An 18131-nucleotide genomic window follows, 5' to 3' on the forward strand; every position below is an offset into this window, starting at 1 on the left:
TTCGGGCTCAGCGGCTTGCCGGTGTTCCACGCGGGACACTGCGACTGGCAGCGACCACACTCGGTACACGTGGTGAAGTCCAGCCAGCCCTTCCACGAGAAGTCCTCGATCTTGCCGGCGCCGAACGCGTCGACATCGGGATCGGCGGTCTCCATGTCGAGGACCTTGCCCTGGCTCATCATCGGCTTGGCGGCACCGAGAGCGACGCCACCGTCGGCCTCACGCTTGAAGTAGATGTTGGGGAAAGCCGAGAAGCGGTGCCAGGCAACGCCCCAGCTGATGTTCATGCCGACCATCGCCAGCCACACCATCGCCGAAAGCAGTTTCACCACAGCCATCACCGACACCGTCCACTCCGGCGCACCCGCGAACGGGACGGCGATGTAGTGCAGTGTCGGTGAGGCCCACACCGGCGAATTGTCGATCCCGGCAGCGATTCTCAATGTCTTAACGCCGAGCATGCCGAGGCCCTCGATGACCACCACGGCTTCCACGAAATAGGCGGCGGCAAAGTTGGAACCGGAAAACCGCGACAGCCGGTCAGGTACCCGCGGATGGTCGAGTTGACGGATCAGTGCCAACGCCACGCCACCGATCACCGTGCCCCACCCCAGCAACTCCTCAGCCAGCCCATACATCGGCGACGCACCTATGACCGGCCAGTGGAAATGTGGGTCGAATGCCTGCCCATAGGCCTCGAACACGAACACAAACCCGAACAGGAATCCGACCATCACCAACCAATGCGCCCAACCGACGGTGCGGAAATTCACCATCCGAGTGTGACCGGCGAACTCCGCTACCACCCTCGCCACACGCGGCACGACCGGATGACTACGCGACCGTTCGGCTAGCTGACCCAAACCCACGATACGAACCATGCGCACCAGTCCGTACCCGAACGAGCCGAAACCGACTATCGTTGCCGCGCTTACCAGTACCGCCATCCCCGCCAGCGACACACTCACCCTCGACCCTCCAACAACTGCGCTACCAACGGCAACAATGGCTGCCCGGTCGTAACCTCAGCGAACTGAACCCCGGCCAGCAACGCCACCAACTGATCAGCCGACAAACCCACCCGTTCGGCGACACCGGCCTTGCTGGCGTAGGCCGCAAACCGCGCCCGCTGCGACGCTAACGCCGCCGCAACGACCGGTTCACGCACTCCCTCCAGCATCAGTTCCAAGCGCGCCAACGTCTGCTCGCGCCCCTCTCGTGCCCACTGGTCGAACGCGGCTGTCCCGTTCCCCTCAGCTTGCGCGGCATCCAGATCCGCCAGCTCCTGGTCGGCCATCCACTGCACAACACCCTCGATCAATGCAGACCGTGTCCGGAAGCAGTTCGAGGTTGCCCCCTCACTCAGACCCGCCTCAGCATCGACCGCGCGATGGGTCAACCCCCGTAAACCCGCCCGCGCGATCACCCGAACCGCCGCGGCGGCCACCACCGATACGCGCTCGACGTTCTCAACCACGCAGTCAGACTACAGATGTAGTGAGGTGCGCGTAGGGCGTCCTTCGAGATTCATTTCGCGTGCCCGGCCCACCCCTTGACAGGACGGTGGATTGCTACTTCCTGTTCCGTTTCGGGCGGACTCCCGGTCTGGGGGCGTTGGCGTTGAGCTTCTCCTGCTTAAGGAGCTTGGCCTCTTCCTCTTCCTTGGCGATGTGCCCGAAGACGATGTGCTGCTGACCGTAGGTCCAGATGTTGTTGCTCATCCAGTACAGGAGGATGGCGACCGGGAAGAACGGACCGGTCACGAGGATGCCGATCGGGAAGACGTACAGCGCGAGGTTGTTCATCATCCGGGTCTGCGGATTCTCCAGCGCCGCTTCGGGCTGGCGGGCAACCGACGCACGCGAGTTCAGGTGCGTCGCGATCGAGGCGACGATCATCATGGGGATGACGACGAACGCGATCTGCGGGCGCGTGAAGTCGATGGGGGAACCGGGCTCGACGAAGGCCTGGAACTCGGTCGCCGGCTCGACGAGGTACGACGACAACGGAACACCGAAGAGGCGGGCGTCGAGGAAGTTCTGCACCTGTTCGGCACTGAACACGTAGTTCCCCTGGGACCGGGTCTCTGCCGCACTCATGCCGAGCTGACCCATGCCGGTGCCCATACGGTTGAACGACCGCAGCACGTGGAACAGACCGATGAAGACCGGGATCTGCAACAGCATCGGCAGACAACCGAGCATCGGGTTGAACCCGTGCTCCTTCTGCAGCTTCTGCATCTCCTCGGTCATCTTCACCCGGTCCTTGGCGTACTTCTTACGGATCGCCTGGAGCTGCGGTTTGATCTCCTGCATCTTCTTCGTGGTGCGGATCTGCTTCACGAAGGGCTTGTAGAGAATCGCACGCAGGGTGAACACGAGGAACACCACCGACAGGGCCCACGCGACCCCGTTGCCACCCGGGGAGTCGGGTGTGACATGGCTGAAGAGCCAATGCCAGACCCACATGATCCCGGAGACCGGATAATAAATGAAGTCGAGCATGATGAGCTGCCTTCCAAGGAAAGTCGATCGACGAGTGGAATTACATGTGGCCTGGCCAGTTGTGAAGCATGCGACGACTGAGCAAACTCATGAGGGCGACGACTACACCCAAGAGTGGGGTTGAAAGTGTGTGCCAGTCGGTTCAGGCCAGGAGGGCATTGGGAGAGCGATCACCCTGCGCAGCAGTCGCTTTGACACCGGGTGTGTCGACCCCAACCGGGTCTGCGTGCTCAGCGCAGGGTGAGGCGATTGGTAGGAGCGCGTGGCTCGACTACGCAACGGGTCCGGAGCTTCTTCCGGGGGAATCTGAGCAAGTCACGTCGTCTGCGGGGATGGCAAATCCGAACAGCACGATGATGCGTACGGACCGCGCGTTGCAACAGCCGGGCAACCACACTGATGAACGCCTGGTAGACCGTTGTAGCGAGAGTGCTCTGAGCACCGATCCAAACGCCAAGAAGAACCAGCAGGGACACGAACCAGGCCGACATCAGCAGGCTTGGTAGTTCGAGTGGCACAACTGTGATCCATAGAACTGCGAACAGCGCCAGCAGCGGGGAATCGACCCGCCGCCATGGGTACGTAAACGCCATCTACCGGATCACCGCCACCTGTCTCTGTGAACGGTCACTATAGCGATAAATCGCCGAAGCGGAGTGCCTGTACGTCGGCTGCGGCCTGACGCGTGAGAATCCAGAACCCACGCAGCCTTCGAATGCCGAAGGGTCGACAGACACACGGGAACCCTCCTCGGAAACTCGAGGTAGAGTCCTCAACAATCCTGAGAGTTGACCGAAACCGGCTTAGCCCATGCATCCAATCGACGACGTCACGCTCGCGAGCTACCAAGCGCGCGCTGAACGCTACGCTGAACGAACACCCGCGCTCGGGCCGCATCTGGTGCCTACCTGGATTCCTTCACCGCCCTCCTACCGGCCGGTGCGACAGTGCTCGAGGTGGGTAGCGGTCCTGGAAGGGCAGCTACATACCTGGAGTCCAAGCACCTCAGTGTTCGGCGCACGGATGCGACGCCGGCGTTCGTACAGATGATGCATGCCGACGGTCACGACGCCAACGTGCTTGATATACGCACCGATGACCTGGGAGGGCCCTACGATGCGATCCTGGCCATAGCGGTCCTGCTACACCTGTCCCGCCGCGAGTTCGAAACCTTCATGCACCGGGCGCGTGAGGCCATCGCCCCTGGCGGCCTACTTGCCTTCACGATGAAGGAGGGCGACGGATCGGAGTGGACCACCGAAAAGCTGGCTCTGCCACGTCACTTCACCTACTGGCGCGAACGTGACTTGCGTACCCTCATGGCAAGAACCGGGTGGACACCCCTGAGCTTCAGTCAGATCCGCATGAACGAATCGTGGATCTTCGTCATCGCCCGATCCGACACCACCAACGACAGACTGCGTCGAAAGCCCCTCTCCCCGGCCGACAACAGCGCTGAACCCGGCGCCACAACAAAAAACGGGGGCCTGCAACTTGCTCCGCGTCTGAGGAGAGGTTCGAATCGGGTCCGGCGGCAGGCCCCCGGTCCCAGGCCCGGATGGTTAGGTTCTCACGAGGGAGAGGGCAGAGGGCAGACATGGACGAGGAAGTAGCTAGAAAGTCGCTTCACCACTATCTGCGAGAATCCCGTTCAGCGATGGTGTGGAAGCTCGAAGGACTTTCTGACTACGACGTCCGTCGTCCCTTGACTCCCCACGGCACGAACCTACTCGGTCTCGTCAAGCACTTGTCGGGTTGCGAGATCGGCTACTTCGGTGCCGTTTTCGGCCGACCTTTTCCCGATAGCCCTCCGTGGCTGACAAGCACGACACCGAACGTGGACATGTGGGCAGCTGCCGACGAGAGCAGAGTCTCGATCATCGACCTGTACCAACGGGCGTGTACGCACTCAGACCACACGATCGCTGAGCTCCCTCTTGATGCGACCGGCGAGGTGACACCCTGGCCGGCGCAACACCGGGTAGTCACACTGCATCAGATTCTCGTGCACATGATCGCTGAAACCTCACGCCATGCCGGCCACGCCGACATCGTTCGCGAACTCATCGATGAAACGACGGGGCGAACTCCTGGCAATGCTTCACAGTCACCGGTGGCGGACCCCACATACTGGTCCCGGCTTCACGAACAGATCGGAGACGCGGCCCGATCCGCCCGGCACCCGACGACGTAAACTACTGCGTTCATCAAACCGATCGCGCCGACGGCCCGAAGACGAGCCCAAACAGGCCCCATCCTCGCTGAACCGCCTGTTCCATCTCGATGACGAACTGCAAAACTCGGTTGACGGTACGACAGACTTGACTAGTGCAGAGAAGCTGTTCACCCGCCGGTTGGCTGCCTACCTGCCGGTTGAGCCGCCTACCTGCCGGTTGGCCGTCTACCTGCCGGTTGAGCCTGTCGAAACCCCCGGGCCCGTCACCAGCGGAAGGTCGAGTGTGGTGCGAAGTCCCGCGGGCCCGTCGACCACCGCGGGGATGGCGTTCACGATCCGGCCGGCCGCGGCGACGATGGCGGCGTGGTTGTGGTCACCCTTGCGGCTCGTCGGCATGATGTCGACGGTGTACGACGGTTCGCCCGTGATCTCTACGCGGTAACACCCGCCGGGCTGAGCCGGTTGCGCCCAGTCCGGCCGCAGGTCACCTCGAAGCCGCGTCACGTGCTCGATGACGATCACGGGTTCGCCGGCCACCTTGCCGATGATCTCGAAACGCACGGCCGCGCGGGTGCCCGCAGCGATGGGACCGGCCGCGATGTCGAAATCCTCCGGCGCAGGCTCGCTCTCGGAGATCTCCTCGATGTCGTCGACGGTGACGCCGAGACCGGCGGCCAGTTGCCGGATCGTCGTGCCCCATGCCAACCCCAGCACCCCCGGCAGGAACAGCATGGGGGTCTCGTCGAGCGGTTTGCCGAAGCCCATGACGTCGAACATGACGGTCGCCCCGTCGTAGGTCGCGTAGTCGGCGATCTCCATGCAGCGCACCTGCTCGATGTGCTGGCAAGTGCCCGCGAAGACGAACGGGATCAGGTCGTTGGCGAACCCGGGATCGACGCCGGTCACGAACAGGCTGGCGCCGCTGCCCGCGGTGGTCTCGTCGATCTTGTCGATCGCCTTCGCGGGCATTACATCCCAGGGGTATTGGAGCGTGTTGGGGGAGGACCCGACGACGTCGATCCCGGCGGCGAGGATGCGCACCACGTCGTTGAAGGCCTCGACGGGACGCGTGTCACCCATGGCGCAGTACACGACACAATCCGGCTTCGTCGCGATCGCCTCGTCGAGGTCGCCCACCGCCAGGACTCCGGTGGGTGTCTCCAGCCCGGCGAGCGTCGCGGCGTCGACACCGACCTTCTCGGGAGTGGACACGCAGACGGCCACGAGTTCGAACCGCGGGTCCTCGATCAGCTGGGTGAGGCACAACCGGCCGACGTTGCCGGTTCCGACGAGAGCTACCCGGAATGACATGGCGTGGAACTCCTTGTGTTCGATCGGCGCCGGTGGGCGTGGTGTACACCTGTCCGGACGATTGTCTGTTCAGTAGACCATTTTCCGGTGGAACCTGTTCTATTTTCGCGCTCGTCGCGGTAGCGTTGCCGCCCATGGGACGCGTAGACGACAAGGTTGCAGTGATCACCGGTGGTTCGCGGGGCATGGGCGCCGAGCACGCCCGGGCCCTCGTCGCCGAGGGGGCGAAGGTGGTGATCGGCGACATCCTCGACGACGAGGGCAAGGCGCTGGCCGCCGAACTGGGGGACGCGGCGCGCTACGTCCACCTCGATGTCACCTCGCCCGAGGACTGGCAGACGACGGTGTCCACCGCGGTAGACGAGTTCGGCAAGGTCAACGTCCTGGTGAACAATGCCGGCATCGTGAACGGTTCGACGATCCAGAAGTTCCGGTTGGACAAGTGGAAGCAGATCCTGGACGTGAACCTGACGGGCACGTTCCTCGGAATCCAGGCGGTCGCGGACCTGATGATCGACGCCGGCGGTGGCTCGATCATCAACGTCTCGTCGGTGGAGGGCCTGCGCGGAAGTCCCTGGGCGCACGGCTATGTCGCGAGCAAGTGGGGCGTGCGTGGTCTGGCGAAATCGGTTGCGCTCGAACTGGCTCCGCACAACGTGCGGGTGAACTCCATCCACCCGGGTCTCATCCGGACGCCGATGACCGAGGGGATCCCCGACGACATGGTGACCGTGCCGATGGGCCGGGCCGCGGAGTCACGGGAGGTATCGACCTTCGTGGTGTTCCTGGCCAGCGACGAGTCCTCGTACGCGACCGGGGCCGAGTTCGTGATGGACGGCGGCCTCAGCGCCGACGTGCCACACAAGTGAACGCCCACACCAGGACGACCATGCCGATCAGTTCGACGAGCGTCTGCGTGATCACCGTCGCCGCGGCCAGTTCCGCCCCGACCGGCAGCGCCAGCGCGAGCGGCAGGACGACGAGCGAGTTGCGGGTGGCCCCGGAGAAGACGACTGCCGTCGACGGTTCCGGGGCCAGGCTGAACATGCGTGCCACCGCGACACCGGCCGCCACCATGATCGCGAGGAACGCGGCGTAGACCGGGATCACCCCGGTGATTTCGGCAAAACGTGAACCGACCAGGGGCACCTGGGAACTCACGGCGACGAAGAGTACGGCCACCATCAGCGGGACCATCGTCATCGTGGCGCCGGCCGAGGCTCGACGACCCGCCTCGAACCGGTCCGCCCACGCCTGGGTCAGCCACGCGAGTGCCAGCGGGCAGAGGATGAGGACAGCGAACGCCCAGAGGAACGGATCCGGCTCGATCACCGACCGTCCGTCACCGAGCAGCATCACCAAGTACAGCGGTGTGAGCAGCATCTGGGCGAGGAGCAGCAGCGGCGTCGCGGCAAGGAGTCGTCGGGCGTCCCCGCCGCCGAGCCCGGCGAACACGACGACGTAGTCGACGCACGGACACAGCAGCACCAGTAGCGCGCCGAGACGGATCGCGTCGTCGGCGGGCAGCGCTGAGGACAACACGACCACCACAAGAGGCGTTACGACGAAGTTCAGGAACAGCACCGCGACCAGGAACCGCCGGTCACGCAGCGATTCCAGGAGATCGGACCGGCGGATCTGCAGAAAGGTGACATAGAGCAGCGCGGCGAGCAGCGGCGTGATCGCCGACTCGAGGCCCTCGGCGGGACCGGGTGCGGCCAGTCCCGCACACAGTCCGGCGAGTATCGCGCCGAGGTAGAGGGCGACCTGGTGACGTTCGAGGCGGTCGACGACGGTCGCGGGTCTTGGCACCGAATCATTCTGCGACACCGCGGCCGCGTTCACCGACACCGCCATGGCGCGGTACGGCAGACTCGACCGGGTGATCACCCCGTCCCGGCGCACCGACGTCGCGCTACTGGTCGTGGTGATCGTGTTCCTCGTCGCGGTGAACATCGGTGCGCATCTCGCGGACGGCCCGCTGTCGGTGGCGATCGTCCCGGTTGCCGCCGTCGTGGCCGTGGGCATCGCCCGCCTGGCCGGCCTCGGCTGGCGGGACCTCGGCCTGAGCCGTGCGGAATTGCGCGCCGGCATCCCGGTCGCCGCGGCCGCCGTCCTCGTGGTCGCGGCTGTGGTCTCGACAGCGGTCGCGATCCCGGCGACGCGTGAGTTCTTCCTGTCCGACCGCTACGACGACACCTCCGAGGCCCTCCTGGCGGCGTTCGTGATCATTCCGCTGCAGACGGTTCTTCCGGAGGAGGTCTTGTTCCGCGGTGTGCTGCAAGGGGTTCTGGGCCGGTTGTTCGCCCCGTTGACGACGCTGGTCGTCGGTGCGATCGCCTTCGGTCTGTGGCACATCTTGTCCTCGACCGGTCTCACCGCGGGCAACGAAGGCCTGAGCGGCGTGCTGGGTGACGGGACGGTTGCACAGATCGCCGGCATCGCAGGTGCGGTCGTGGCAACCGGGGCCGCGGGTTTCGTGCTCGGGTGGTTACGGCAACGCACCACGAGCCTCCTCGCACCCATCGCCTTGCACTGGGCACTGAACGCCACCGGGGCGATCGGTGCCGCGGTGGCCTGGCAGGTGTCGTAGACCGAACACCTCTGATATGCGCGCCAAAGCACCACCAACCCCTGCTCCCTAATCCGAAAGAAGTCCATAACCCCTGCTCCCTGAGGAGCGCCCGGAGCCTGCGGAGGGCGCGTCACGAAGGGTCTCCACTCATCTCACCAAGACCCTTCGTGACGCTCGCAAGCTCGCTCCTCAGGGAGCGGAATGACGCTCGCAAGCTCGCTCGCTCCTCAGGGAGCGGGTCCTTCCGTTCTCGAGATCACGCGGTTCCGAAGATGCGATCGCCGGCGTCACCGAGTCCGGGACGGATGAAGCCGTTGTCGTCGAGTTCGCGGTCCACCGCCGCGGTGAAGATCGGTACGTCGGGGTGTGAGCGGTGCAGCACCTCGATGCCCTCCGGGCAGGCGAGCAGGCAGACGAACTTGATGGACTTCGGACCGTACTCCTTGATCCGGTCGATCGCGGCGACCGCCGAATGGCCGGTCGCCAGAAGCGGATCGACGATCACCACATCACGCTCGGACAGCTCCGACGGCATCTTGAAGTAGTACTCGACGACGACCATGGTCTTCGGGTCGCGGTAGAGACCGATGTGTCCGACGCGCGCGTCGGGAACCACGGTCAGCATGCCGTCGGCGATACCGGCACCGGCCCGCAGAACCGCGGCGAACACCAGCTTCTTGCCGTCGATGACCCGGGCGGTGGTGGTCTCGAGCGGAGTGTCGATGGTGATCTCGTGCATCGGGATGTCACGCAGGACGTCGTACGCCATCAGGATCGAGATCTCGTCGAGCAGACGGCGGAAGTCATTGGTGGACGTCTCCTTGCGACGCATCAGGGTCAGTTTGTGTTGGACCAGCGGATGGTCGATGACGGCGACGCTGCCCATGGGTTCCTCTCGGTCGGCGGTCGGCTCAGAAAACGGTGCCGGTACTGCGTATCGTCAACGGCGGCAACCCATCGCGAAGTCGGCTCGCGAGCACGCGGCCGGCTGCCCAGGTGCCACCCTCGAGCACGCAGGCCAGGGGCATCGAGGCTGCATCGGCGTCGAGGCGATCGCGTACGAGGTCGGCGATCTCGTCGAGAAGGGCGACGGTGAGTGCCCGCCATTCGACGACGAGCTCGTCGTCGACTTCCCATTCCCGGCCCGCCCAGGTCTCCTCACGCAGCGCGAGCACACCCGAGTCGAGGAGAAGGCCACCGTTGCGGTATTCGGGGAGGCCGGTCAGCTCGTCGAGTCCGGTCACCGGGACACCGGCCCAGCGAAACGGTTCGAGAAGCGAATAGGTCAGCCACTGCGACAGTTTGTGGAACGGCACCCAGCCGGCGGTGAGGCCTGGGCCGGCGACGGCGTCGTGATGCCAGCAGTCGCCCAGTGGATGGGTGTCGATCGTGTTGTCCGACGGCCAGATCGGGCCCAGATATTCGAGGACCCCGCTCAGGATGTCGACCGCGGGCACCTCCGCACGACCACCGCGGGTGAGGTGATCGAACAGGCCGCCCGGACGTGCGTCCGGTCCGAAGATCTCGGGGCGGCTCGACAACACCTCGCCCAGGCGACGCAGGAGATCGACCCGCCCGGGCAGGCCCGTGAGCGGGTTGTCGGGACCCACCTGGAAGGCCGCGCCGAGAGTGTCCGCCGTGACGCGGCTCAGACCGGTGGCGTCGACCCGCAGGGGATCGGCCGGGTCGCTCGAGAACACCCCATCGCAGAACGCCTCCCAGCTCGCGACGCCGAGCCCCTCGGACCGGGTGAGAACCAGGTCGCCCGACCGTTCCCGAAACGACCACTCGGGTCCGGCGCCGGCATCGAGGAGGACGCTGACCAGCACGACGTCGATGAGCGCGCGGGTTCGCTCGGAGGAGCCGGCCGGGGGCAAGGCGGCGTCGAGGGCGCCGAGGCGGTCGACACCGCCTGCCTCGAAGTGTCGCCACCTGCTGTGAAAGGGGATGTCTCCGTCGGGATAACGGGACCGGGTCGTTTCCACGACGATGCTTGCTGCCGCGTCCCGGGCATCGTCGTGGACGATGAACCACGACGACTCGCCGGCCCGCGCGCGTTCGAGGAGTTGTCGCGACCGGCTGCGGACGGCGGCGGTGGAGCGCAGCAGCCGGGCGGCCTGTGAGGCGGAGAGCTCCACCTCTGGTGCTCCGGTCATCACAAGCCCCGGCCCTTGACCTGTCGCAGCTGTTCGGCATCGGGCACGGGTCCGGGCGTGAAGTAACCGGCAGCCATCTTCGCGTCGATCTCGACGCGGGCGTCGGCGGGGATCAGTTCGTCGGGGATGTTGACCCGTTCGCCGACCTCGATACCCGAGCCGGTGATCGCGTCGTACTTCATGTTCGACATCGACACCAGGTGATGGATCCTGGTGATCCCGAACCAGTGCAGGATGTCGGGCATGAGCTCCTGGAACCGCATGTCCTGTACGCCCGCAACGCATTCGGTGCGGGCGAAGTACTGGTCCGCGGTGTCACCGCCGAGTTGGCGTTTGCGGGCGTTGTACACCAGGAACTTGGTGACCTCGCCGAGCGCGCGGCCCTCCTTACGGGAATAGGCCACCAGGCCGACGCCGCCGCGCTGGGTGCCGCGGATGCACTCCTCGATTGCATGCGTCAGATATGGACGGCACGTACAGATGTCGGAGCCGAACACGTCGGAGCCGTTGCACTCGTCGTGCACGCGTGCGGTGAGTTCCACCGAGGGGTCGGCGAGGTCGCGGGCGTTGCCGAAGATGTAGACCGTCTGCCCGCCGATCGGTGGGAGGAACACCTCGAGATCCGAACGCGTCACGAGTTCGGGATACATGCCGCCGGTCTCCTCGAACAGCACCCGGCGCAGCTCGGCCTCGGAGCAGCCGAACCGCTCGGCGACGCCGGGGAGATGCCACACCGGTTCCACGGCCGCCTTGGTGACCAGAGCCGCGCCACTCGGCAGCAGGACCTCGCCGTCGGGCACCAGACGGCCCTTCTCGATCGCCTCGGCGATCTCGGGAAGGATGACGTGCGCCTTGGTCACCGCGATGGTCGGCCGGATGTCGTAACCGCGAGCGATCTCGTCGGGGAAACTCTCGGCGACCGTCGCACCCCAGGGATCCAGCGAGACGATCGCGCGCGGATCGCCCCACTGTGGATACGGTCCGATGTGGTCGGTGGGCGAGGTGTTGGTGAGATCGGCTCGGTGCTCTCGTGCAAGGGCGCCGGCGGCGACGGCCAGTGCGCGATAGACGCTGTAGGAGCCGCTGTGGGTGCCGATGACATTGCGATGCGCACGTGTGCCCGTCGTCCCGATGACGGGACCGCGTTCCGCCGCGGTGGCCGCCCCCCAGCGGATGGGCGGAGCGTCGACCCCGCCGCTGTGTGAGGTCAGTCGGATGTGGCCCAGGGACCTGTGTTCGCCGGACATCGTCGTCGTCCTCACCTTCGTCTCGAGGCGGTCACCCGCCACGGAGGGAAAGCGCCAGCATAGTTCCGGATGCCCGTGTGCGCCGGGTGATGCGGAAGGCCACGGCGGCGGCACCCCACGAAGGGTGCCGCCGCCGTATCTGAGTGGTTCGACGATGAACCGATTTGCTCAGAGTTCGAACCGGTCCAGGTTCATCACCTTGTCCCAGGCCGCGACGAAGTCGTTCACGAACTTCTCGACCGCGTCGTCGGCCGCGTAGACCTCGGCCAGGGCGCGCAACTGCGAGTTCGACGTGAACGCCAGATCGGCGCGAGTGCCGGTCAAGGTCTGCTCGCCGGTGGCGCGATCGCGCCCGACGTACAGGTTCTCGTCTTCCGACGCCGACCAGGCTGTCGACATGTCCAGCAGATTCACGAAGAAGTCGTTCGTGAGGACGCCGGGACGGTCGGTCAGGACGCCGGCCGCCGAGCCGCCGAAGTTGTTGCCCAGCACCCGGAGTCCACCCACCAGCACCGTCATCTCGGGGGCGCTGAGAGTCAGCAGCGAGGCCTTGTCGACGAGGGTGAACTCGGCCGGGAGACCACTGGTCTTGCCGACGTAGTTGCGGAACCCGTCGGCAGTGGGCTCGAGATGCGCCATCGAATCGGCGTCCGTCTCCTCCTGGGTGGCGTCGGTACGTCCCGGGGTGAACGGCACCGTGATCTCGACTCCGGCATCCCGCGCCGCCTTCTCGACTGCTGCCGTGCCGCCGAGGACCACCAGGTCGGCGAAGGAGACCTTCGCGCCGGCCTCACCGGTGAACGAGTCCTGGACACCTTCGAGGGTGCGGATCACGGTGGCCAACTCGTCGGGCTCGTTGACCTCCCACGATGCCTGCGGCTGCAGCCGGATCCGGCCGCCGTTGGCGCCGCCGCGCTTGTCGCTGCCACGGAAGCTCGACGCCGCCGCCCACGCGGTCTTCACGAGTTGCGCGACAGTCAGTCCCGAGTCGAGGAGCGTCGACTTCAAGGCTGCCACGTCGGCATCGGTGACGAGTGGGCCCTCGTGCGCCGGGACATTGTCCTGCCACAGGTATGTCTCGGTCGGAACAAGCGGACCCCGATACCGGACGGCGGGTCCCATGTCGCGGTGCAGGAGCTTGAACCAGGCCTTGGCGAACTCGTGCGCCAGTTCCTCGGGGTGGTCCAGCCAGCGGCGGGTGATCTGCCCGAAGCCGGGGTCGTACCGCATCGCGAGATCGGTGGTCAGCATTGACGGGTGGGTCTTCTCGTCGCCGAATGCCGTGGGGACGGTACCGGTCCCGGCGCCGTCCTTCGGACGCCACTGGTTGGCTCCGGCCGGACTCTTGTAGAGCTCCCACTCGTAGCCGTAGAGAGTCTCGAGGAAAGCGTTGTCCCATCGGGTCGGGGTCGGATTCCAGATCACCTCGAGGCCGCTGGTGATCGTGTCCGCGCCCTTCCCGGAGCCGTGCGAGCTGGCCCAGCCGAGACCGGCGTCCTCGACGGCGGCGGCCTCGGGTTCGGGGCCCACCAGGCCGGCGTCACCCGCGCCATGGGTCTTGCCGAAGGTGTGGCCCCCGACGATCAGGGCCGCGGTCTCGACGTCGTTCATCGCCATCCGCGCGAACGTCTCGCGGATGTCGACCGCGGACGCGAGGATGTCCGGATTGCCGTTCGGTCCTTCCGGATTCACATAGATGAGCCCCATTTGCACTGCCGCAAGCGGTGTCTCGAGCTCGCGGTCGCCCGAGTACCGCTGATCGGCCAGCCACTCGAGTTCGGGGCCCCAGTACACCTCGTCGGGCTCCCACTCGTCCACGCGCCCGAAGGCGAAGCCGACGGTGGTGAACCCCATCGACTCCAGCGCGACGTTCCCGGCGAAGACCAGGAGGTCCGCCCAGGACAGTGACTTGCCGTACTTCTTCTTGATCGGCCACAGGAGGCGACGCGCCTTGTCCAGGTTGGCGTTGTCCGGCCAGCTGTTGAGCGGGGCGAATCGCTGCATCCCGGCTCCGGCGCCACCGCGTCCGTCCTGCATCCGGTAGGTACCCGCGGCATGCCAGGACATGCGGACGAACAGACCTCCGTAGTGGCCGAAGTCGGCGGGCCACCAGTCCTGCGAATCGGTCATCAGGGCGGTCAGGTCGGCGCGCAGGGCCTCGACGTCGAGACCCTCGAGCGCCGAGTCGTAGTCGAAGTCGGCGTCCATCGGATTCGCGACGTCCGGATTGTGCTGGAGCACCTTCAGATTCAGTTGGTTGGGCCACCAGTCGCGGTTGCCGCCGCCCTGGGTGGGCGGGGTGAGCCGACCGTGCGCGACCGGGCAACCGCCCGCGGCGGGCTCGGTGTTCGCCTCGGCGATGGGAGGATGTTCCGTCGCGTCGCGGACGGGCTCGTGGTCTTGCTGCGCCATGCGGGATTTCCTTTCGGGCACGGTGAGAACTGCGGTCGCCGGGTCGGTGATCGCAGGGGAGAAAGGCGTCGTGGTCGGGGGTCTATCGGTCGGGGCCGGCGCCCGGAGCGGGCCGGTTGGGTTCGGGGATGCAGTCGGGGCAATGACCCCAGTAGATGACCTCGGCTTCGTCGATGACGAAACCCCGGTCGTCGGACGGGGTCAGGCACGGGGCCTCGCCGACTGCGCAGTCGACGTCCCCGATGGATCCGCATGTACGGCATATCACGTGGTGATGGTTGTCCCCGACGCGTGACTCATATCGAGACACGTGGCCGGACGGCTGGATGCGTCGCACGAGGCCGGCCGAAGTCAGTACGCCCAGAACGTCGTACACCGTCTGTTGCGAGACCTCCGGCAGTCGCTCGCGAGCGGTTCGGAGGACCTCGTCGGTGTCGACATGAGGATGTGCTCGGACGGCTTGCATGACCGCGATGCGCGGGCGGGTCACCCGCAGTCCGGCGGCGCGCAGGCGCCGGGCGCAGTCCTCGTCGGTGAGCATGGTGACCATCGTGCAGCCTTATCTGGAATGATTCAAGTTAAGAAAGCGAAGTGAGGTGGCCGTCACGGGCGCCGTCGTAGTATCTGCTCATGCGGACAGCGACGCCGACCACCGCTCGGGCGGCCCCATGACCCCGTACGACGAGATCGTCGACGAGCTGTACGGTCTGGCGCCGGCGGCGTTCGTGACACGCCGGAACGAACTCGCTCGGGAGATCAAAGCGAACGGCGACCGTGACCTGGCGGGGCGGATCGCGAAGTTGCGGCGGCCCACGCAAGCTGCGTGGGCCATCAATCAGTGGGTTCGCGCGCACCCCGACGACAGCGCCCTCATCGCTGGGTTGGCGTCGGATTTGACTGCGGCCCAGCGCCGCTCGGCTGTCGACAAGATGAAGACGTTGTCGCGACGTCGTCAGGATCTGATCAACGATTCGGTGACCGCGGTCGCCGCCACGGCCGCAGATCTGCGAGTGACGCTGGCAGACAGTGCCATTCGCGAGGTCACGCAGACATTGCGAGCCGCGGTGGCCGACCCGGAAGTGCTCGAGCAGGTGTTGCGGGGAAACCTCACCGCATCCGCCGAATACAGTGGCTTCGGGCCCGCCGGCGTGTTCGTCGTCCCGGAGCCGTTGCAGGAACCAGACGCGGACGAGTCCGAGGCAAGCGGCGCGGACACAGACGGTGCCGACGAAGAGGGTGCCGAGAGGGATGACGCCGACGACTCGGAACACACAGCGTCTGACGAAGCGGAGCGTCGTCGACGGGACCTCGAAGCCCGACTGGCCGAGGCCGAGACGGGGGAGCGAACGGCCCGATCCGACCTCGACGCCGCCTCCCGAACTGTGGACGGGTCTTCGTCGGAGGTCGACGAGATCGTCGGGCGGGCTCAGGAGTTGCGGGCCGAGCTGGCTCGTTGCGAAGAATCGCTGCGGTTCGCGCGGCAACGACTCTCGACTGCGGAACAGGGCCGGGCCGAGGCGCGGATCGCGCTCCGTGAAGCCGTCGCGGTCACCAACGAGATCCGCTCGGCGCTCGCCGAGCTGTGAGCCGACGAAGGGGTCGAACCCGAAGTCTCCACCATGGTTGCCCGTCTCCCGCGGTCAGCGCGTCAAGTGAAAGCGCAGCAACTCGGTGGTGCCGTTCAGCACGCGGCCCCAGTAACCGCCGCGGCCGTCGACTCGGAGCTCGTCACGCACGAATCCCACGGCGGTTCCCGAGTAGTCGACGATGATGACCGGTGCACCGTCCTGCACGGAACGCCCGGGGTACACCGCGCCGGGGAAGGCCCACCCGATCGCGGTGTTGTTGACGACTCGCGAACCCGTGAAGTTCTTGCCGAACCACACCGTGTCGGCGATCGGGGCGCTGGTGACGTCGCCGCGGTAATACCCGGACGGCATCGGCGGTGCAGCCTGGGCGGTCCCGGGTGCGGCCAGTGTCACGGCGCCCGCGAGGGCGCCCGCGGCGACCGCGACGGCACCCCGGCGGAGGTGGGACGTGGGTGAGGTGTCCATCTACCCATTGAACGCCTCCGCCGGCTCGCCGGCTCGTGGTTCGTCGGCGTCGTCCCCGCGGCGCCGAGGATCGGTGGCCGACGAGGATCAGTGGCCGACGAGGCGGAGTGAGTCGTCGCGGCGGAGCACGAAGAAGTACGGCTTCGGCGACCCCTTCAGGTCCATGGCACCCAGGACGGCATCATCGGAGATCCGGTGGAAGACGTCGTTGATCGGCAGCTGGTCGTACGACATGGTCGCGGTGTCCGTGCCGCGGTACCGGGTGGTGCGCAGCCGGGCCCGTGCTCGTCGGGTCTGACTGAGAAGGCGGGTCGCGGCGATCGGCGTCCCCAACGACAACGACTTGACCCCGGGCGCCTTCTCGGCGATCCCCAAACCGCCGAAAGCGATCGCCGGGTTCATGGCCCACAGTGCCGAACCGTCGCGTGTCGGAAAGAGCAGGGGGTGGACGGTCTCGGCGTCGACGAATTGCTTGCCCCACCAGCCGCTGGCCGCGAGGAAGCCGTCCAACGGGTGGTGGGTGGGCAACTCGGCGCCGCGCCAGGTGCCGATCATGAAGTCCGGTTCGATCGCGGGGGCGGAGTCGAACAGGTCGAGGGCCTCGGCGGTCGTCGTCGGCGTGGTGGTCAGGATCTCGCGCACATGCATGTCGACGATCGTACGTGTAAAGACACAAGATCTGAAGAATGTCGCAACGGATCGCGGAGCCATGCCCCGGGGTGTGCGGCCCGTCCGGAATAGCCTGTACGCACGCCGGGTTGCCGCAGACATGAACCAACCCGCGTATGACCCTCGTGATCTTCTCGCCGAAGGCGGAGTCGGTGTCCTCGCCACGATCAAGTCCTCGGGATTACCCCAGCTGTCCCCGGTGACCCCCTTCTACGACCGCGACGCCGGGACCATCTACGTTTCGATGACCGAGGGCCGGGCCAAGACCGCCAACCTCCGACGCGATCCGCGCGCCGCGTTGGAGATCACCGGGCCCGATCGCTACACGTGGGCGACCGCCGAGGGCACTGTGACGTTGATCGGCCCGGGCGCTGAACCGGACGGGCCCGAGGTCGAGGCGCTGGTCGACTACTACCGCAAGGCGGCAGGCGAGCACCCGGACTGGGACGAATACCGCAGGGTCATGGTCGCCGATCGCCGCGTCCTGATGGTCATGTCCGTGGACCGGGTGTACGGCGAACGTCTGCGCTGATTTCTCACGATCGAGGACTCGAGCTGTCCTCGTCGTGTCGCACAGTGGACTCATGACAACCGACTTTCAACTGACCTTCGACTGTGGTGACCCGGCTGCGCTGTCCGCATTCTGGGCCGAGGTGCTCGGTTACCGACTCCAGGACCCGCCTACCGGATTCGACAGCTGGGAGGCGGCGCTCGACGCATTCGGTGTGCCGCCGGAACGCCGGAACGACGCCTCGGCCGTGATCGACCCGGAGGAGCGCAGGCCACGATTGTTCTTCCAACGCGTACCCGAGGGCAAGACCGCGAAGAACCGGGTGCACCTCGACGTCCGTGCTGCCCCTGGTCTGAGTGGCGACCACCGGATGCGCGCACTCGAGGCCGAAGCCGACCGGCTCGTCGGACTCGGTGCGACCCGGGTCGAACGACACGACCCCGCACCTCCGCTCGGCGAGGGGCACATCGTGATGCACGACCCCGAGGGCAACGAGTTCTGTCTGGACTAGGGATT

The 18131-nt window shown here is 66.2% G+C and carries 17 protein-coding genes and 2 pseudogenes; 7 read left to right on the top strand and 12 right to left on the bottom strand.

The features are described 5' to 3' along the window. The 3 genes and pseudogenes from ACFVHY_RS15270 to yidC form a co-directional block, all read right to left on the bottom strand. Positions 1–968 (bottom strand): annotated as a pseudogene (locus ACFVHY_RS15270) (Fe-S oxidoreductase); the annotation flags it as partial. Further along, positions 965–1477, bottom strand: a complete 513-nt coding sequence (locus tag ACFVHY_RS15275) for a TetR/AcrR family transcriptional regulator (RefSeq protein WP_390273251.1) — start codon at positions 1475–1477, stop codon at positions 965–967. The pseudogene ACFVHY_RS15270 and the gene ACFVHY_RS15275, both read right to left, overlap by 4 nt. A 97-nt stretch (positions 1478–1574) precedes the next feature. Next, positions 1575–2504: pseudogene (yidC, locus tag ACFVHY_RS15280) on the bottom strand (membrane protein insertase YidC); the annotation flags it as partial. 908 nt (positions 2505–3412) lie between these two features. On the opposite strand from yidC, the gene ACFVHY_RS15285 reads away from it, so the two are divergent. Together ACFVHY_RS15285 and ACFVHY_RS15290 are read left to right on the top strand one after the other, a co-directional pair. Next, complete coding sequence (locus ACFVHY_RS15285; protein ID WP_390273560.1) at positions 3413–4117, top strand: class I SAM-dependent DNA methyltransferase; 705 nt, start codon at positions 3413–3415, stop codon at positions 4115–4117. Next, complete coding sequence (locus tag ACFVHY_RS15290; RefSeq protein ID WP_390273254.1) at positions 4102–4698, top strand: DinB family protein; 597 nt, start codon at positions 4102–4104, stop codon at positions 4696–4698. The genes ACFVHY_RS15285 and ACFVHY_RS15290 overlap by 16 nt, the downstream gene beginning before the upstream one ends. Positions 4699–4905: 207 nt before the next feature. On the opposite strand, the gene ACFVHY_RS15295 is transcribed toward ACFVHY_RS15290, so the two are convergent. Continuing rightward, entirely contained in the window at positions 4906–5991 is a 1086-nt protein-coding gene (locus tag ACFVHY_RS15295) for a diacylglycerol kinase (RefSeq protein WP_390273256.1), read from the bottom strand. Positions 5992–6125: 134 nt separating this feature from the next. Between ACFVHY_RS15295 and ACFVHY_RS15300 the strand changes: the two genes are divergently transcribed. Next, on the top strand, positions 6126–6860 hold the full coding sequence (locus ACFVHY_RS15300; RefSeq protein WP_055475422.1) for a glucose 1-dehydrogenase: 735 nt from the start codon (positions 6126–6128) through the stop codon (positions 6858–6860). On the opposite strand, the gene ACFVHY_RS15305 is transcribed toward ACFVHY_RS15300, so the two are convergent. Beyond that, on the bottom strand, positions 6835–7848 hold the full coding sequence (locus ACFVHY_RS15305; RefSeq protein ID WP_390273562.1) for an arsenic resistance protein: 1014 nt from the start codon (positions 7846–7848) through the stop codon (positions 6835–6837). The genes ACFVHY_RS15300 and ACFVHY_RS15305 overlap by 26 nt on opposite strands. Positions 7849–7873: 25 nt before the next feature. Here ACFVHY_RS15305 and ACFVHY_RS15310 point away from each other — a divergent pair, with 25 nt between their 5' ends. Next, positions 7874–8584, top strand: a complete 711-nt coding sequence (locus ACFVHY_RS15310) for a CPBP family intramembrane glutamic endopeptidase (RefSeq protein ID WP_390273259.1) — start codon at positions 7874–7876, stop codon at positions 8582–8584. A 238-nt stretch (positions 8585–8822) separates the two neighbouring features. On the opposite strand, the gene upp is transcribed toward ACFVHY_RS15310, so the two are convergent. The 5 genes from upp to ACFVHY_RS15335 form a co-directional block, all read right to left on the bottom strand. Then, positions 8823–9452, bottom strand: coding sequence for a uracil phosphoribosyltransferase (upp, locus tag ACFVHY_RS15315; protein WP_390273261.1), 630 nt, complete (start codon positions 9450–9452; stop codon positions 8823–8825). 25 nt (positions 9453–9477) lie between these two features. Next, the gene (locus tag ACFVHY_RS15320; RefSeq protein WP_390273263.1) at positions 9478–10722 is read right to left on the bottom strand and encodes a URC4/urg3 family protein; all 1245 of its coding nucleotides are present in this window, start codon (positions 10720–10722) and stop codon (positions 9478–9480) included. Beyond that, complete coding sequence (locus tag ACFVHY_RS15325; protein WP_390273266.1) at positions 10722–11969, bottom strand: GTP cyclohydrolase II; 1248 nt, start codon at positions 11967–11969, stop codon at positions 10722–10724. The genes ACFVHY_RS15320 and ACFVHY_RS15325 overlap by 1 nt, the downstream gene beginning before the upstream one ends. A 168-nt stretch (positions 11970–12137) precedes the next feature. After that, the gene (gene katG, locus ACFVHY_RS15330) at positions 12138–14381 is read right to left on the bottom strand and encodes a catalase/peroxidase HPI (protein WP_390273269.1); all 2244 of its coding nucleotides are present in this window, start codon (positions 14379–14381) and stop codon (positions 12138–12140) included. An 82-nt stretch (positions 14382–14463) separates the two neighbouring features. Next, complete coding sequence (locus ACFVHY_RS15335; RefSeq protein ID WP_390273565.1) at positions 14464–14922, bottom strand: Fur family transcriptional regulator; 459 nt, start codon at positions 14920–14922, stop codon at positions 14464–14466. 127 nt (positions 14923–15049) lie between these two features. Between ACFVHY_RS15335 and ACFVHY_RS15340 the strand changes: the two genes are divergently transcribed. Then, entirely contained in the window at positions 15050–15967 is a 918-nt protein-coding gene (locus ACFVHY_RS15340; protein WP_390273271.1) for a hypothetical protein, read from the top strand. A 54-nt stretch (positions 15968–16021) separates the two neighbouring features. On the opposite strand, the gene ACFVHY_RS15345 is transcribed toward ACFVHY_RS15340, so the two are convergent. Next, positions 16022–16435 (bottom strand): hypothetical protein, encoded by a 414-nt coding sequence (locus ACFVHY_RS15345; protein WP_390273273.1) that lies wholly within the window; start codon positions 16433–16435, stop codon positions 16022–16024. Between the two features lie 87 nt (positions 16436–16522). After that, entirely contained in the window at positions 16523–17083 is a 561-nt protein-coding gene (locus tag ACFVHY_RS15350) for a GXWXG domain-containing protein (protein WP_390273274.1), read from the bottom strand. 121 nt (positions 17084–17204) lie between these two features. On the opposite strand from ACFVHY_RS15350, the gene ACFVHY_RS15355 reads away from it, so the two are divergent. Then, on the top strand, positions 17205–17636 hold the full coding sequence (locus ACFVHY_RS15355; protein WP_269554829.1) for a PPOX class F420-dependent oxidoreductase: 432 nt from the start codon (positions 17205–17207) through the stop codon (positions 17634–17636). A 52-nt stretch (positions 17637–17688) separates the two neighbouring features. Further along, a complete protein-coding gene (locus ACFVHY_RS15360; RefSeq protein ID WP_390273277.1) occupies positions 17689–18126 on the top strand; it encodes a VOC family protein in 438 nt (145 codons plus the stop codon). Positions 18127–18131: the final 5 nt, after the last annotated feature.

Origin of the sequence: Gordonia sp. NPDC127522, from assembly GCF_042672305.1 — a bacterium.
Taxonomy (GTDB): Bacteria; Actinomycetota; Actinomycetes; order Mycobacteriales; family Mycobacteriaceae; genus Gordonia; species Gordonia hongkongensis.